This window comes from Peristeroidobacter agariperforans (genome assembly GCF_004138335.1).
Lineage (GTDB): Bacteria > Pseudomonadota > Gammaproteobacteria > Steroidobacterales > Steroidobacteraceae > Steroidobacter > Steroidobacter agariperforans.
Genome location: NZ_RYFW01000008.1, coordinates 19,282 through 35,744 on the forward strand (window position 1 = coordinate 19,282; position 16,463 = coordinate 35,744).

General features: G+C 61.1%; 16 protein-coding genes and 1 pseudogene. 8 read left to right on the forward strand and 9 right to left on the reverse strand.

Going from position 1 to position 16,463, the window contains the following annotated elements:
- Positions 1 to 12 precede the first annotated feature (12 nt).
- From EK373_RS31745 to EK373_RS31760, 4 genes are all read right to left on the reverse strand, one after another.
- Positions 13 to 1,344, reverse strand: a complete 1,332-nt coding sequence (locus EK373_RS31745) for an ABC transporter permease (RefSeq protein ID WP_129649396.1) — start codon at positions 1,342 to 1,344, stop codon at positions 13 to 15.
- Positions 1,341 to 2,072: an ABC transporter ATP-binding protein gene (locus EK373_RS31750; RefSeq protein ID WP_129649397.1), complete on the reverse strand. Its 732-nt coding sequence runs from the start codon at positions 2,070 to 2,072 to the stop codon at positions 1,341 to 1,343. The genes EK373_RS31745 and EK373_RS31750 overlap by 4 nt, the downstream gene beginning before the upstream one ends.
- Before the next feature lie 35 nt (positions 2,073 to 2,107).
- A complete protein-coding gene (locus EK373_RS31755) occupies positions 2,108 to 3,424 on the reverse strand; it encodes an efflux RND transporter periplasmic adaptor subunit (protein WP_129649398.1) in 1,317 nt (438 codons plus the stop codon).
- Between the two features lie 323 nt (positions 3,425 to 3,747).
- On the reverse strand, positions 3,748 to 3,942 hold the full coding sequence (locus EK373_RS31760; RefSeq protein WP_129649399.1) for a hypothetical protein: 195 nt from the start codon (positions 3,940 to 3,942) through the stop codon (positions 3,748 to 3,750).
- Here EK373_RS31760 and EK373_RS31765 point away from each other — a divergent pair.
- Both EK373_RS31765 and EK373_RS31770 read left to right on the forward strand, forming a co-directional pair.
- Positions 3,941 to 4,120 (forward strand): hypothetical protein, encoded by a 180-nt coding sequence (locus EK373_RS31765; RefSeq protein WP_129649400.1) that lies wholly within the window; start codon positions 3,941 to 3,943, stop codon positions 4,118 to 4,120. The two genes, EK373_RS31760 and EK373_RS31765, sit on opposite strands and share 2 nt — an antisense overlap.
- A 112-nt stretch (positions 4,121 to 4,232) precedes the next feature.
- Positions 4,233 to 4,631: a RidA family protein gene (locus EK373_RS31770; protein WP_129649401.1), complete on the forward strand. Its 399-nt coding sequence runs from the start codon at positions 4,233 to 4,235 to the stop codon at positions 4,629 to 4,631.
- A gap of 231 nt (positions 4,632 to 4,862) precedes the next feature.
- Here the strand turns inward: EK373_RS31770 and EK373_RS31775 are convergent, their stop codons facing one another.
- The 3 genes from EK373_RS31775 to EK373_RS31785 form a co-directional block, all read right to left on the reverse strand.
- Positions 4,863 to 5,552, reverse strand: coding sequence for a hypothetical protein (locus EK373_RS31775; protein ID WP_129649402.1), 690 nt, complete (start codon positions 5,550 to 5,552; stop codon positions 4,863 to 4,865).
- Positions 5,553 to 5,973: 421 nt separating this feature from the next.
- Positions 5,974 to 6,288, reverse strand: a complete 315-nt coding sequence (locus EK373_RS31780) for a hypothetical protein (RefSeq protein ID WP_129649403.1) — start codon at positions 6,286 to 6,288, stop codon at positions 5,974 to 5,976.
- On the reverse strand, positions 6,285 to 9,113 hold the full coding sequence (locus tag EK373_RS31785; RefSeq protein WP_129649404.1) for a S8 family serine peptidase: 2,829 nt from the start codon (positions 9,111 to 9,113) through the stop codon (positions 6,285 to 6,287). The genes EK373_RS31780 and EK373_RS31785 overlap by 4 nt, the downstream gene beginning before the upstream one ends.
- 522 nt (positions 9,114 to 9,635) lie before the next feature.
- Here EK373_RS31785 and EK373_RS31790 point away from each other — a divergent pair.
- From EK373_RS31790 to EK373_RS31800, 3 genes are read left to right on the forward strand one after another with little or no spacing between them, the layout of a single operon-like run.
- Positions 9,636 to 10,115, forward strand: a complete 480-nt coding sequence (locus EK373_RS31790; RefSeq protein ID WP_129649405.1) for a hypothetical protein — start codon at positions 9,636 to 9,638, stop codon at positions 10,113 to 10,115.
- The gene (locus EK373_RS31795) at positions 10,112 to 10,690 is read left to right on the forward strand and encodes a DUF4352 domain-containing protein (protein ID WP_129649406.1); all 579 of its coding nucleotides are present in this window, start codon (positions 10,112 to 10,114) and stop codon (positions 10,688 to 10,690) included. The genes EK373_RS31790 and EK373_RS31795 overlap by 4 nt, the downstream gene beginning before the upstream one ends.
- Positions 10,687 to 11,202, forward strand: coding sequence for a hypothetical protein (locus EK373_RS31800; protein ID WP_129649407.1), 516 nt, complete (start codon positions 10,687 to 10,689; stop codon positions 11,200 to 11,202). The genes EK373_RS31795 and EK373_RS31800 overlap by 4 nt, the downstream gene beginning before the upstream one ends.
- Here EK373_RS31800 and EK373_RS31805 read toward each other — a convergent pair.
- Positions 11,150 to 12,424: a hypothetical protein gene (locus tag EK373_RS31805; protein ID WP_129649408.1), complete on the reverse strand. Its 1,275-nt coding sequence runs from the start codon at positions 12,422 to 12,424 to the stop codon at positions 11,150 to 11,152. The genes EK373_RS31800 and EK373_RS31805 overlap by 53 nt on opposite strands.
- Before the next feature lie 186 nt (positions 12,425 to 12,610).
- Here EK373_RS31805 and EK373_RS31810 point away from each other — a divergent pair, with 186 nt between their 5' ends.
- The 3 genes and pseudogenes from EK373_RS31810 to EK373_RS34490 all read left to right on the forward strand — a co-directional run bounded on the left by EK373_RS31810 (position 12,611) and on the right by EK373_RS34490 (position 15,222).
- Positions 12,611 to 13,360, forward strand: a complete 750-nt coding sequence (locus tag EK373_RS31810) for a DUF4412 domain-containing protein (RefSeq protein ID WP_157994632.1) — start codon at positions 12,611 to 12,613, stop codon at positions 13,358 to 13,360.
- Positions 13,361 to 13,617: 257 nt separating this feature from the next.
- Positions 13,618 to 14,340, forward strand: coding sequence for a dienelactone hydrolase family protein (locus EK373_RS31815; protein WP_198683810.1), 723 nt, complete (start codon positions 13,618 to 13,620; stop codon positions 14,338 to 14,340).
- A 135-nt stretch (positions 14,341 to 14,475) separates the two neighbouring features.
- A pseudogene (locus tag EK373_RS34490) lies at positions 14,476 to 15,222 on the forward strand (ribonuclease H1 domain-containing protein).
- Between the two features lie 132 nt (positions 15,223 to 15,354).
- On the opposite strand, the gene EK373_RS31825 reads toward EK373_RS34490, so the two are convergent.
- The gene (locus EK373_RS31825; RefSeq protein WP_129649411.1) at positions 15,355 to 16,419 is read right to left on the reverse strand and encodes a hypothetical protein; all 1,065 of its coding nucleotides are present in this window, start codon (positions 16,417 to 16,419) and stop codon (positions 15,355 to 15,357) included.
- Between the last annotated feature and the right edge of the window lie 44 nt (positions 16,420 to 16,463).

Sequence of the window (16,463 nt, forward strand, 5' to 3'; positions counted from 1 at the left end):
CAGGGCGCATGGCTATTGGCTCTTCAGATAGACAGCGGGCGGCAAGCGAGCCGCGCGCCATGCGGGATAGAAACCGCCGACAACGGTTGCAACGGCGGCGAGTGCTATGGCTACGACGACGCTCGATACATCGAAGTGCAACAGCTCTCGATAGCCGCCGCGAGTCGCTTCGTCCACGGTGTACATGATGCTCAATCCTTTGAGGCTCAACGCGCCGAGCGCCAGACCGAGCGCGGCGCCGAGGGTGGAGACGACAGCCGCCTCGACGAAATATTGGGCGAAGATCTGGCCCTTGCGAGCACCGAGCGCGCGCCGGATGCCGATCGTCTTCGCGGCATTCAAGAACTTCGCGAGCAGCAGTCCGACCACATTGAGCAGACAGACCGCGAGGAACGCGAACGCCAACCCCACCAGCACTCGATTGTCGTTCTGCACGACGCCCTGGTCGATGAGCCACTGAGGAACGTTGGTGAGACGATTGTTCTGCGGTCGCTGGAAGCGCCCCGACTTGCGCTGCTCGGTGGTGTAGGTATCGAGCAGATCCTGCATACGCTCGCGCGTGGCCGCGTCGGGCAACTCGACCCACATCTGCTGCCACGTACATTCGGAGCCGAGGATGTCTTCATAACTGTCCAGCGGCTCCGGCTTCCAGCACCTGCCGCTCGCGCTCGTGACCTTGTTCTGCGGCCCCCAGCGGAATGGAATGTACGCGCCTTCGGGCATTTCGAAGTGGCCCCGGTTCAAATCGTAGAACTTGGGCTGCGGCTCCCACGTGTCCAGCACGCCGACTATGCGGAACTCCCGGTCGTTCCAGCGGACAATCCGGCCCACGCTGTTGTCGCCGCCGAACAGGGTTTCGTTGACTTCCTTGCTGAGGACGATCACGGGTGCGGCGTTGGTGTCGTCCGCCACACTCCAGCTGCCGCCGTACTGAAACGGCACATCGAACATGGGGAAGAAATCGCCTCTGGTAAAACGCGCTTCGGCGGCGATGGGCGGGCGGTCCGCGTTGCTCAGGATGCTGGTGCGAGCCACGTACATCACGGTCTTGCGCTCCGGAATGTTCGACTCGAGCAGATGCATCGCATCTCGATACGTCAGGCGCGGCGGCGGCAAGTGCGGGCGCGCGGCGTCAGGCGGCTCGTTTACGTCCCACGAGTCGAGCGTCACCGCATATAAACGATCGCTCTTCCACCAGATCGGATCGGCGGACATGGCATGGAACATCGTGATCACCGTGACACACGCGGCGATACCGAGCGCCACGGTGGCGACCATGATGGCTGTCAGCCCCGGGTTCTGGCCGAGGCTCTTGAGCGCCATCCGCAAGTACAAGCGAATCATCTCGTCTCCCGGGCGCGAGCCTCGGGCATTGCGAGCGCCGCCGGTGCACGCAGCGTCCCGGACTCTTCGGGCGCGATCTGGCCGTCAACCACGTGCACGCTGCGCTGAGCACGGGCGGCAAGATGCGGATCGTGCGTCACCATCACGATCGCCGTGCCCGATTGGTTGATCTGTTGCAACAGATCGAGCACTTGTCCGGCCATGACCGAGTCGAGGTTGCCGGTGGGCTCGTCCGCAAGCAACAACTTCGGGTCGCCGGCGATCGCACGTGCGATCGCGGCCCGCTGTTGCTGGCCGCCCGAGAGTTGCGAAGGCAGATGACGCATGCGCGAACCCAGCCCCACCAGCTCCAAGGCGCTGGTGATGCGCCTGTGCCGCTCCCCTGCTTTCATGCCTCGATAGCACAACGGCACGTCCACGTTGTCGTAGATGCTCAGGTCCGGAATCAGATTGAAGCTCTGGAAGATGAAGCCGATCTTCTCGTTGCGCAGCCGCGAGCGGGCATCGTCCGATAGCCGGCTCACATCCTCGCCATCGAAGTGCAACGAACCGGAATCGAATGTTTCCAGCAGGCCGACGATGTTCAACAAGGTGGTCTTGCCGGAGCCGGACGGACCGGTGATGGCGACGAATTCCCCGGCCCCTACCTGCTGCGACAGCTCGCGCAAGGCTCGCGTCTCTACCAGCTCGGAGCGATAGACCTTGTTGATGTTACGCATTTCGATCATGAGCGATCCTTGCGATGAGTGGCTGGGCATTTGCCTCAGTCGGTGATGATGACGTCGGGCGCGTCCCGATACTTGCGCATGTCGGAGATGACCACGCGGTCACCGGCGACCAGGCCGCGGAGCACTTCGATTTCTGAGACCGAAGGCGCACCGAGCTCGACCAACCGGTGTTCGGCACGATCCCCGTTGATCACGTATACGGCGCGCGTGGAGTCGTCGATGAGCGGACCGCGCTCGAACTTGAGCACACCATCGCGCTCGTCGAGGATGATCCGGACCGCCGCGCGCTGGTTCTGTCGCAGTCTCGGCGGCTGAGCGCCCGCGAATTTCACCCGACCTTTCACCTGGCTTTGACGCACTTCCGGTGAAATCGTGGTCACGATGCCGGGCTGTGGCCGACCTTCCAAAGTCACCTGCGCCGGCATCCCCGGCTTGATGTCGCGCGCATATAGCTCTGCGATCTGAAACTCGACCTCGAGCGCGCTGAGATCGACGACGGTCAGCAGCGGAGCGCTTTCGGCAACCTTGGCTTTTTCCACTTGCGCCAGGCTGGCCACCATTCCATCCACGGGCGAATGCACCGTCAGGTCGGCGACGCGCCGATGCAGATCTTCGACCAGGAGTTTTTGCCGGTCTCGTTCCAGACGCCGGGTACGCAGCTCCAGCGCTACGCTGTCCCTCTCGAGGGCGGCTGTCTGGAGTGCGTGCTCATAATTGAGCTTGGCCGTATCCACATTGTCGCGTGCGCGCTCGTAGTCGTTCTCACTGAAGACGTGATCTTTCCAGGCGCTCTCGGCTCGTCTGAATTCACGTTCGGCCGCTGCGATCGACACCTTCGAGAGATCGGCTTGCTGTTGGCTGCGCAGGATCTGCCGGCGGCCTTCGATCTCATGCTGATCGAGCGCGACGTTCATGCTCTCGAGCGTCGCGCGCTCACGCTGGTATTCGTTGCTGGTAGCGGGGCTGTCGAGTGTCGCCAGTACCTGACCTCGGGTGACCGTGTCGCCCGCCTGCACTTGATAACTGATGGTGCCAACGGCCGCTGCGAACAATGTAGGACTGACCGCCGCAATCACGGCGCCCTCGGCTGCGACGTCGCGGATGAAATGACCTTGGGAAACCGTCGCGAGGCGCAGTCGTTCCGCGGGTACCGTGCCCGTCGGATCAAAATACGAGCGCACCAGCCAGAACAACACGATCGATCCGAGCGATACGCCCAGTGCAATTAAAAACAAACGTTGTTTGTGCCACGGCGTCCGCGGGACGGTCGAAGTGTCCTGCCCCGCGGTGCCGCGGATGGAGCTGATCTTCGCTGCTGCGTCAGTCGAACTCCGAAGTCGTGCAATATCCATTTCGCCGAGAAGTGCATCCTCACAATCCACAGAGTGTAGGGAGCGGGTTGAAACATTTCAATCACGAGCCTCGCGAACGTTTCTCGTCGTAGTAGTTGTTTGGAGTGCGTGATTGTTACTAACGGACTCGCGATATGACGCCGCATGCTCGAAGGTCTCGGCTCGAACGACCAAACCCTCACAAGAACTCACATCGTCCTGCGAATATTCTTGGCAGATGCCGGATGATTTCGGACCACGCAAGTGCATCGCGCACTTCAAGCAACGTTTTTAGACCTCACACCGCGATCGATGATCGCTATTATTAGGCGGACCGTGTTCTCTCAAGGAGTTTCGACGATGAACGCATTGAACTTGGCAGGGGATTCCAAACGCTTCGCGATGACCGGGAAGCGAGCCGCGTCGTGGTTGATATCAATCGCGGCAATGTCGTTGTTGTCACACGCGGCTTCCGCCGCCGGGATGGCTGCAAGCATCGACGAGGCAGCGAGCGTCGTGACCTCGGATAATCGCGACATGCGTACGCCGAACGATTGGGGCGTCGCTACCAACAACCGGGACATGCGCGCAGCGCCTAACAACCGGGACATGCGCTCTACGCCGAACAATCGTGACATGCACCCCAACAACCGCGATATGCGCTCTACGCCCAATAATCGTGACATGCGCGCAGCGCCCAACAATCGCGACATGTGAGTTCTTCTTTCAGCGCAAGCGCGTTGACGACGCTCCGCTAAAAGGCGACTCTTGACACTCGGGCCCGCTCGGTAACAACCGTGCGGGCCTGTTTCGCTTCGGAGCTACCACCATGTCGATTGAATGTATCAACCCTCCCGGCCTTCCGCAGTCGGATCATTTCAGCCATGTCGCCATCGCGGAAGGCCGGCGCATGGTGTTCATCGCGGGGCAAGTGTCCGAAGATGAACGAGGCAATGTCGTCGGAGAGGCCGACATGGTCGCCCAATCCCGGCAGGTCTTTGCAAATATCGGGCGCGCCCTTGCAACTGCGGGCGCGCGTCCGGATCAGGTCGCCAAGCTCACGATTTTCGTCGCGAACTACAAACGGGAGCATCTCGACATGATCGAGATCGGGCGGGCCGAGCTGTTCGGCGCACACAAGCCCGCGGACACCCTCATCGGCGTCGCGACGCTTACCCGTCCCGAGTACATGCTCGAAGTTGATGCACTCGCAGTCGTGGACGTGTGAACCGCAGCCTCACTACGCAATGGAGTCCAAGACCGTCAAGGTCGACCTCGACCTGGCCGTGCGTCTCGGACTCGGCCTGTCGCCGCACGCGACCGAGCCGGCGGCAAGATCGGTCTCCTTGATCTGCAATACATCAGCGCTGACAGCACGATGCAACCCGCTGAGGATCCTTATTTGCTCGTTCATGCTCGCCGCGATCCGCGACGCTCTCCGAAATCCGAGTGGGTATCACTATGACGCAGCGATATGTGACGCAATGCATTCGAGCGGAGAAAAACCGAGTTGACCCGGGCCGATCCGGACCGGGTCGCCGAACAGCAACGGTCGCACGTCGTCGATGGCGATCGTTTGCATGGCCTCGCGAAGCAATGCGTGCAGGTTTTGTTCGCGCTGATTGAAGCGCAGGCACGTTTCGGCTAGATACAAATGGAAGAACTTGAGCGGGACCTTGCGGAACTTCTGCAGATGCAGGCGCAGGAAGCGCCAGAAGGCTTCGACCGAGGTCATCCCGAGCGCGGCGCGCGTGATCTTCGGGACGATGACATAGTCACCTTGGATCTGCAGGCACGCGCTCGCGAGCTTGTCGTCGAGGTGCAATACCGCACCGAGCGCGATTTTCTCACGCATACGCGGCAAAATATTTGCAATGTTTCTTGGCAGAGCCGAGATCTGCATCAGACCGTCGCGCTCGGCGAATCCGATCACGATCACCCGCTGACTCGTCGACCAGCCGCGCATTGCCGGACGCGTCCGCAGTGTTCCCTGCAGACACTCGGAGACGTACAAACCATCACGCGCCAGTGACTCAACCTTCGCGCAGCACGCCCGCACGAGTCTATAAAAACGTTCGCGACTGTCGGCACATGCCTGCCCTTCCGCGATTTGCGCGGCCGGCGCTCCTTGCACGAACGATTCGAGCAAGGCCTCCTTCGCTGTCTCACTCAGCCGTACCGATTCCCATACCGATTTCCAGCGATATCTGCGACCGCAGTTCCGACACTTCAGGCGTTTATCGCCCAATACCCAAGCGTCCACCGACTCACAATGCGGACAGCCCTTCATAGCGCTCCTTGACTTCAATCCGTTGACGAAGTGGCGCTCGTCGATTCGAGATGTCTGCTCGCGAGACCCTCTTGCTAGGAATGAAGTGCGCGTTCGTCTGTGAATGACGTACCGCGACTCGCGGTACCCCACCTCGAAGACGATCAGCCGGGCGTCGGTGGGCCGCAAAAATGTGGCATTGGTTGTTAATAATTGCCGGCAAGCGCCGATGAACGGATGTTCAGTTCAGTTGGGCAAATCGCCGTGGACCTGGTTGGGAGGTGCGCGCCCGCTCACCTCCCTACCGGGCGGTCATTGTTTCCACGTGCTTGAGCGGGCCCACTTGGCACACGCTCATCATGTCAGGCGCGTCACGCAACGTGACGCGCACTGCCTTGCCGTCGACGCGAAAACGTTCGGGTAGATCGACCGGCTGCACACGCTCGTGCGCGGTTTCGATGATCCAGCAACCGCCTTCAACGGCAACGTAGCGCACTGTACCGTCGACAACCGTCGGCTGGCCGGAGCGCGCCGAAATCGGCGCGTCCGGCGTACCGGCAGTGCAGGCAGCGAGTGCGATCAGTATCGGCGCGATCGCTTCTCGCGGCAGCTTCATCTGAGCCTCCGGAAACCTTTCTTCTCCTCTGCAGGTGGCGCCTCGCTTCCCGCCGTCGCCACACCGGGACTGCTGTAGAAGCCGGTGACCATGTTCAGTCCGGTGCGATCGGCAGTCACTTCGATCGGCGTCGCTTCGCCAAACAGCGGATATTCGGCGCACGCCTCGCCTTCATCGCAAATGAACTTATCGTTGTTCATGTCCGTGCCCGCCGCCAGCTCGTAGGTTCCGGGCTGGACATCAATAAATGCGAAGTCCACCGACGCGCCTCGCGCTTGCACTTCCACTTCATCGACCGCAGTGCCGGTCGCGGAATCGATCAACAGCACATACTGTTGCCCGGCATTCGGCACGGCAGGTGCAGGTGCAACCTGCATCAGCACGGCCGTGCGCACGGCCGTGCCCACACTGCCTCGGAACTCGACCCAACCGTTGTATGTGCCGGCTGCGAGCCCGGTGCGATTGACTTGGATACGATACGTGCCGAGACCGTTCGTTCCGGTTCGGACCGGCGCAACGCTCAACCATGCCGCCGAGGTCGTCGTGCCAGTGACGCTCATGGTGCCGCCACCGGAATTGTTCACGGTGACTTCATTCACGGTGCCAACTTCGCCGAAGCCCACGCTGGTCGGCGAAACACTCAGCTGCGGCGAAACGGGCGGTGGCGTCGTCGCTGCAGCCCGTACTGCCTTGGCCGCATTGATGAGGCCGACGCCGAGTACGTCGGGACCCGCCGGACCGATGTCGTCAGTCAACGCGCCGCTTGCGAGCAGGCTGTCGAAAGTCGCCGGCGTCAGCGACGCATTGACGCTCTTCATGAGTGCAGCGACGCCCGCGACGTGGGGAGCCGCCATCGACGTGCCTTGTAACAGCGAATAGGACGAGTAATAGGTGTTGCCCTCGCGGATCGAGTACGTGCTGAAGATGCCGTCGTAGGCGCCGTCACCATTTCGATCGACGCTCGTGTCGCCGCCCGGCGCAGCGACGTCGACGCTGGCCCCATAGTTCGAGTATGGCGCGCGCGCGCGATCGACGCCGACCGACGAAACCGAGACAACGCCGTTGCAGCTGGCCGGAGCGAAATTACGGTCCGTATTGTCGTTGCCCGCTGCGGCAATGACGATCACGCCCGCCGCGCGGGCTCGGTTGATGGCGTCCTGATAGGCGTTCGAACAGGACCCCAGTCCGCCGAGACTCAGATTAATGATGTCGGCACGTTGCGCCGGAGTCGCACCCGATCGATTGGGGAGCCCGGCCGAAGCGAGGATGCCTTGAATGATGTCCTCGATGGAGCCCGAGTTGTTCACGCCCAGCACCCGAATCGGCATGATGCTAGCGTTCCAGGCCACGCCGGTCACGCCCTGGCCGTTGTTGCCGGCGGCAGCAATCGTGCCGGCGACATGCGTGCCATGAAACATGTACGTGCCGGTGCTCGGGGTGCCGGGATCTCGCGGATCCGAATCGTCGTCGTCACCGTCGCCTGCACCCGCACCGCGTACGAAGTCATAACCTGCGACGTACCGCGATGTGAGATCGAGGTGCGCAGTCACGCCCGTATCGATTACCGCCACTACCACGCTCGGTTTTCCGGTCGTCGTGTCCCAGGCCGCCGGCAGACTGATTTGCTCGTAGTGCCAGCGCTGCCGGTTGTACTCCGGGTCGTTGGGTACGGCCAGCGCGTGATTGATGTAATTCGGCTCGGCCCACTCGACCTCCGGATCCTCGTTGAGCAGTTGGACCATCTGCAGCGTCTGCCACTTGAGTCGCGCCTGTTCGCTTTCGAAGCTCATCTCGCTTTCCTTCGTCTGCACCTGCGGCTTCTTGGACGCAGCAGCCACCTGCAAGCTCTGTCCGGAAAGCTTCATCAAGGCGTGCATGCCCGGCACGCCGTACTGACGCGCGAGCCCATAGGCGCCCGCAACTTGCGACTGCTTCTGCGCGCCCACTCCGCCGGCTGCGGCGGATTTTGTCTTCACCAGCACTTCACCGGGCACGAATTCGCGGCTGAGAACCAGGGGACTTGCCATCGCGGTGGATCCGCTGCGGCCAATCGCGAGGTTGTAGTTCATAGCGCCTTCGATGGCCGTGACAACTATGAAATACTCGCCGGAGGCGGGCACGGTGAGTTGATGAACTTTTGCGTTGCCGGCCGAGGAGTCCACGAGCCTACGATCGCTCGTGATCAGATCCATATTCAAGTAACCCGCCGTGGTGTCGGCGGAGATCAGCTCGATCACCTGCCCCCCGAGCAAGTTCACGCGGTAATAGTCGTCACGGTCACCAGACTCGAACGACGGACCGTCTTCACCGGCGCCGGCGTCATTTACATACCCGCCGACGACCACAGGGTTGGGCAGCCGTTGCGCCTCAGTGTAATAGTTGTTTGGCGTAGGCGTGGCGTCATCATCATTCGTATCGCCATCGACCTGCGTCACGGACGGGATTGTGATCGTGCCACTGAGCGTGACCGAAGCGGGCGGCGCAGTGAATGTAACCACTGCGCTCGCGGACACCGGCGTGCCGCCGTTGTTACTGCAAGCGATTGCATAAGTCGTCGTTGCGGTGATCGGGCCGATCTCCTCGGTCCCTGAGGGCGCACGCGCGCCGGACCAACCATTGCTAGCCGTGCACGACGTAGCATTGGTGGAAGACCACGTCAGTGTCGCCCTGGCTCCTTGCGTCAAGGAGGCGGGCGTTGCAGACAAACTCACCGTCGGCGTCGGGGGCGGTGAATTGCCTCCTGCTCCACCTCCGCCGCCACCACCGCAACTCGCCACCAGGATGGCGCCCGCAACGACGAAAAGTCGTGCTTGCTTTCTAACCATGATCAGATCTCAGACCTCATACTGTTTAATCGGCCGCACAGTCGCACTCACGCAGCGAATGTCACGAGCGAAATTCGGCTGCGCATTGTCCTTGCGTTCTTACAAATATCAATCGCGCGGCTACTCTATTCGGGCGTTTTCTGTTTCCTGGAAGCGACAACTGCTGATTTCTCGCTGTCTGCCCGACGAGCACGGACCGGAGCCGGCCTGCGCGAGAGCGACCTTTGCCACTCAAAGCTGATAGGTCACGTTCTGGAAAAGTTTTGAACCGGCACCCCGGCGATTTCGGACCATCGATTGCACAACCAACAATCAACGAGATCGATGCTGCGAAATATGATGATGCCGCGAGGGTTTGGTGATATTCGTCACGCAAGGTTGCACGCGGGCTCGCTCCCGACTATGTTAGCCGCCCGAATGCAATCGCCCGCCGCGCACGATCCATCTTTGTTTGCTGAACGCGCATGCCGACCGTTTCGGTGGGCCGTGTTCTCATTTGGTGTATTGCTGCTGACTGGTTGGATGCAAACTTCGTCCGCTGCCGCGCCGGGCACTTCTTCGCTCACGCCAGGCGCCGCCATCGATGCTGGGCAGTGGCGCGTCAAACCCTTGCGTGCGCGAATCTCAACAGAGCATCCGCTGCGAAGAGCATCGACGCGGAATTCTTATCTGCTGGTCGACGTCGAATTCACCAATCTGATGCAGCGATCCAGTCGCGACTTCGCATTCGTCGTGACCTTGGATCAACCTGAATTGGCAAGGCTCGGCGAGCCGTCGATCGTGCTGGTGCGAGACATGGCGCTGCCTGACCGCCTGCATCCGCGAATGCCCGAGACGCTCATGCTGGTGTGGCAACTACCCACGGACGTAACGCTACCGCCGGAACTGCATCTGTCGATTCTCGGCAAGACATTCAAGGCGGCCGACAATCTGGTCGGCTCTCCTGGATGGTTCAATCCCGCACCGGTGGCCCATGTGGCCTTGTCATTGAGCGCTCCATGAGCGGCGGCGCGCACCTCGCCGCGAAAGTGGCCGGAATGTTGTTGTCGATCGGCGCCATCCTGTTCATGTGGCATACCATGCCGGGCTACGTCGAAATCACCGCGCCCTTCGTCACTCGCGGCGACGCAGGAGAATGGGTGCATACGCGAACGTTCGGCGTGCGGGTCGACAAGTCCTATCTCAGTCGCACGCTGCGACAGACGAGCTTCGGCCGCAGTGAGGAGCGCACGACGAGCGGAGTCTGGGTCATCGTCAAGGTCGACGCACTTGCCGTTCATGAACCGTCGATGATCGGCGCATTCGCGCTGCAGACTGAGGACGGCAGACGCTATCAGCACACCGAGCGTGTGCGCCTGTCGCGCAAAGTCGGACTGCTCGGGCGCGAGTTGCAACCGGAAATGCCAGTTGCAGCGCTGCTGGTCTTCGAAGTCCCGGAGGACGTGGTGGCGAATCTGATGCTGATTGCCGGCGAACGGGAAATTCCGCACCTCACGTCGGAGGCGCATATTTCCTTACGGTGGCAGAGCTCAAATCCCCTTACGTCCATCCGTGACACCCTGGATCTCGGCTCGTGAGCAACGAACTATTCGCGCGACGGCGCAGTTTGATTACATTCGCCGTACTGCTGCCCGCGGTCATCTGGATGAGCGCGCGCGAAGATTTCGCGATCGCGCGGCAGAGCCGTGCGACCAACGCGATCGACGCCATGCCGGCGCAGGCTGCGCAGTTCTCCGGTTTCAACTGGCGCTTGATCGATCTGAAGGCGGCCCCGACAGAAAGGACGCCTGAAGCCACCCAGGTCGAGGCACGACTGCAGATCATCGCCACCGCACGGGAAGCCGCTCAGTCGATGCGCAACTGCCGGGTTTATCTGGAAGATTCCACCGGACAGCGCTGGTCTGCGCAGCCCTCGAGGCGCGGCGACATTTCCTGCGCGCAGCTTCCTGACATTGACGCGACCGAAAAGCCGGTCATGCTCGTCGCGCGATTCGTGATCCCCACCTACCGAGCGGAGTATGTGAGCCTGGCTGTCGTCATCCCGAAGCAGCGACCGCGGTACCTGCGCTTCCACTTCCAACGTTCGTAGCACCGACTGCTTCGCTGGGATCTTCTCGATACTGGGCGAGCGCCCGATCCAGCGCCGCGGCCAGCAAACAGATTCGCAGCGGTTCGAAGATGACGCCCCGCTCCGATCCCAGCGGATTGCCGATGACGACGCCGAGCACGTCCGCAAACGCGAACCAAAGCTCCGTCGGGTGAGGCCCGATCCAGTGCTTGGCGAGTATCCACAGGCACGCTGAGCCCCAGGTCAGCACGCGATAGCTGACGATGAATAACAAAAGGAACGCGATACCGGAAGTCAACGTGAGTTCGACGGCGCGCGCCATCGGCAGGTAGCGCGTACGAAAACCGCCGATCACACCATCGAGCGCTTTGCGAACCGCGGGCGACAACATCATGTAGCGCTGGTCCGTTCGCTCCACCACGGAAGCGGCCTTGTGAGTGCTCGCCGCAGTCTTGCCGTAGTAGATGATGGCTGCGAGCGCAAGCCACACTATCGGCAGCAGCACGTACGACAACAATTCGCGCAAACCGCTCAACGCTGCTTCCCAGCCCATCGGCGGCGCGGGGAGCGACAGTGACGGCGCACTGATCTTGACCGAGAGCCACATACGTAACAGCAATTCGATGATGGGCAAGCGCACCAGCCACTGCGCGATCTCTTCCTTGTAGGCGCCCAGTGCGTACAAGCCGATGAATACCCAGTTCGCACTCAGCAAAATAGCCGCGAGTCGCCAGCTGAAGCCGCTACGCCGACGCATCTGTTCCTCGCATGCCTTACGCAGCAGCCAGGATGCGACCACGATCACTAGCAGCCATTGCGAATCGCCAGCCCGCAACAGCGGCCCCCGCTCCCCGAATGGATCGAGCCTCAAGCCCAGCAACGAATAGTCGCGCACCAGGTCACCGAGAAAGCCCCAGGCCGTGTAGTACGCGAAGAATGGAACCAGCGCCAACGCCAGCACGGCAGTGAAACGATGTCGCGACCGAGCATCCTCTTCGCTGGCGGCGACGCCCCCAGACTGCAGCAAAGTCAGCCCCGGGCTCACCACATGAAACATCCAGAGCAGGACCACCAGCTTCAGCAGCACCAGCGCAGCCAGCGCGGTCAACCCGAGCAGACGATTGAACAAACCAATCTCGACGGCTGCGCGCAGTATCCAGGGATGCAGCGCTTGTTCCAGCAGATACAGACAGGCGAGTTGCGGCCAGAAACGCCGCCACAGCGAAAATGTTTGTTGTAGCACCAACGATTCCCGCGCTCACCGAAGCAAGAGCGAACGCCGCGGCGATGACATAGGAACCCGGCGATGACGTCAAGTCCGACTTCGCCACCCTCACTGCCTGAACGCAATCGATGCTCAGTTGACCGTACCGCGTGCCTTTGCCACAGTCGCGCGCCTGTTTCCTCCAAGGACGTCGTGAACCCACTCATGAGCATCGACAAAGTAAGAAATATCGCGCTCGCAGCAGCCGTGATCCTCCCTGCAATCGCCAGCGCCGGAACCTATGTTGAAAGCATTGCCGCCAATCATTTCTCGGGCCAGGTGCAGAAGCAGGACATGAAGATGTGGGCCGGCAACGGCCGCTTCCGAATGGAATCGCAGAACGGCCAGCAGGTGCAGATCTTCAAGGACAAGACGATTTATGTGCTGAACACCGGCGCCAAGACCTACAGCAAGCTGGACAAGGCCGCGATGGATGCGATGAACAGGAAAGTCAGCGAGGCCAGGGAAAATCTCGAGGCGCTGTTGCCGCCGGAACAGCGCAAAAAGAAACAACCGGAAAGCAAACCCAAGATCGATCGCACGATCAAGGCGACCGGCCGCACCGAGTCTTCGGCCATGGGCCAGACCTGCAAAGTCTGGGAAGTCTTCACCAACGGCGCCAAGGTGCAGGAACTCTGCGTGGTGGAGATCGCTTCGGTGCCGGCAGGCAAGGATCTGTTCGCCACGATCGAGCAGGTCGGCGCTGCATTCGCTGGAACCGCAGCGGCCAATGGCATGGCGGAAGTATCGCAGGACATGAAGACCATGAACGGCTTCCCCGTCATCACCCGCACCTATCTCAACGGCAAGTTGTTTCAGGAAATGAAGACCACCTCGATCAAGAGCGCGGCGACGCCGGAGTCGCTGTTCACCATTCCCGCCGGCTTCACGGAGAAGGAACTTGGAGATATCTGATTGCTCCGTGATTGCCGCCGGATGATTTGAGGCTCGGCGCCGGATGACTCCGGCGCCCTCACCGACGTACAGGGGGCTGGTCATAAAGTTCATGGCTGCGACTTTCGACGGTCGTATCTTCGACCGTGAAACGGAGAGCTCTTGATGGCAAATGGGTTTCAAGGCGCAATGTCGATCGTTTTCTGTTCTAAGATGTTGACCGATGCCCAAACCCGGCGGATCTCCCGGATCCGCTCGAGACAATGCGAGGTCGAGGGATGATTCACGCAGAGCTACTGGAATATCGAGATGGAGAGACCGTGTGCGAGGCCTACGTCGCTCGCGCAACGCCATCAGACAACCAGCCGTGTGTGCTCATCGCGCATGACTGGAGCGGCCGACTGACCCACATCGATCGGATGGCCGAGGACATGGCTGCGCAAGGGTATGTGGGCGTTGCAATCGATGTGTACGGTCGCGGCAACCGTGGTCGCATCGAAGCAGACAACAGTGAGCTGATGAATCCTTTCATGAACGATCGGGCGCTCCTGCTACGCAGGCTGCGGGCCGCACTCGATGCGGCCACGTCGCTGCCGTTTGTCGACTCGCACCGAATGGCGATTGTCGGGTATTGCTTTGGAGGGCTGTGCGCACTGGACTTGGCGCGCAGCGGTGATCCACGTCTGCTAGCCGCAATCAGCATTCATGGCGTGCTCTCGAAGCCTCCAGCACCAACCCATCGCATCGGCGCCAGCGTTCTGGTGCTCCATGGCTGGGAAGATCCGTATGCACCTCCTGGTGAGGTGCTCGAACTGACTCGCGAACTCACACAAGCGGGGGCAGACTGGCAGTTGCACGCGTATGGCCATGCCTTACATGCCTTCACGGCGCAGGACCTGAATGATCCGGCGAAGGGTCTGGCCTTTCACCCCAAAGCGGCGATGCGAGCGCGGCAGTCGCAGCTCTCGTTCCTGGCAGAGACGCTTGCCGGCCATCGCTGAATTCTCGGACGGACTGGAACAGCGTCGGGATGCCGAGCCACACTGGCATCTTGCCCGTCGCAAGCAGCCGTACTCATCACGCGGCGCGTGCTTTAGACTTTGCCACCAATGATCCGATCGAACGAAGGCATCGCGTTGGCACAGAAATTCTATGTGGTCTGGGCAGGACGGCAGACCGGCGTGTTCACGGACTGGCCCACGACGCATCAACAGGTCGATAGATTTGCGGGCGCACGCTACAAGTCATTCGCGACCCGTGCGGAAGCGGAGCGAGCCTTCGCGGGCGGTGCGCCCAGGTCCACCTTCGTGCGCCGGGCGGCAAATAAGACAAGCGAGCGGGCTTCGGTGCAAGCCCTCCATCTCCATTCGATCTACAGATCTACTGCGACGGCGCCTGCGATCCCAATCCTGGCCGGGCGGGTTCCGGGCTCGCGGTTTATCGCAATGGCGAGCTAGCGCAGCTCTGGTACGGCCTCTACAACCGTGCTGGCACAAATAACATAGCCGAGCTCAATGCGCTGCATCGCGCGCTGGTGATGGCAGAAGCCGCCATCACCAGCGGCTTAACTGTGCAGATCCTTTGCGATTCGACCTACGCGATCAACTGCATCTCGAAGTGGGCCGCGGGTTGGGAAAAGAAGGGCTGGCGCAAGGCCGGCGGCGAGATCAAGAACCTCGAAATCATTCAAGCCGCCTACTCGGTCTACAGCCGCATCCAATCCAAGGTGCATCTTACTCACGTCATCGCACACGTGGGCACGCCAGTGCAACGAGCTGGCGGATCGCATGGCGATGTTCGCTGTCGAGAGCGCCAACGAGGAACTGAGCGAGTACGGCGGCAAGATCGATATCCCGACGATTCTGCGCATGCGCGCGGGCTGAGACGGCTGCGCCGCACAGTTTCCGCCTCTAAGCCACGAACGCGTCGATTTCACGTCGGACAAACTCTCGAAAAGAAGTCGCGGCATGGCCACTGACACGTTCGAAATCATCCTGTCCGACGCGAGAGCGTGGTTATCGCTTCTTCGCCGCCGCGAGGCGTCGGGAATCTTCGATCAGTTCGGCACGCGCCGCCTCGCGTATGTCATCGACGGGCGCATCCTCGAGGTTAGGTGCGGAGGACTCGATGCGCTTGACTCGCAAGCGCTCGCGCAACGCGATGAGCACGCGCTTGTTCGCATACGTGTGCGGTGAGTCTTTGTCGTCACTCTGACTCGCCGCGAATTTCGTTAGAAGCTTGTTGAGCGATTCCCCGGCGGCCCAGAGCTCCGTCAACTTCGCGCGGTACTCCAGCCTCCAGTTCTCCAATTCACCAAAGCGCTCGAGATCGGCGAAATGCTGTGTCTCATGTGCCAGCAAGCTCGCACGAAACGCGTCCTCACCGGCTTCGTTGGCGAAGGCCGGCATCACTGCGAAAATACGATCCTCGCCGACCCAACCACCATTGGAACCGCGACCGCACCGCGCATACGAGCTCCACCCGAGCGAGACGAAATCGTCGAGCTTCTCGACGGTGATGTGGTGCGCTCCCTCCGGCAGCTCGATCGAATGAACTTCGGAGTTCCGCTTCCGCCAGATCATCAGCTCGCGCAGCGGCGGTGTGTAACCCAGCTGTGAATGATGGGCGCGGCCCTTTAAGCGCTCGGACAATCGTGATTCGAGAGCATCCCAATCTCGCACAACAGCTCCCTCGCCGAGGAAAGCACTGAGCTTGCGCCGAAGATCCGCAGCGAGCGCATCGCGTTGCGACGGGTTCATCAGCGCACGCCGCCAATACTCTTGATACATCTGGAGCACCTCCCGCACGAATGCATCGTCCGTGTTCGCGGCGGGCAGCGGATGAGGCTGATCTGAAAAGCGCTCGATCATGCAGGCTCGGTAAGGGACGTCGTCTTTTGAGAACTGCTCGGCGGGCACCGCCACCAACGCCGCACGCGCTCGCACGCCATCGCCTTGCAAAGCAGCGCTGATTGAATCTGCGATTGCCTTTTTCGCTGCCGCGGAAGTCGTGCCTGACTCTGCAGCGGCCCGTCCGCCCTGCGTTACCACCAGCAGTACTGCGATTGCGATCCACCTCAACACTGACTCCTGATACGCCTTTGTCGTTTCGAAACGGTCGATGT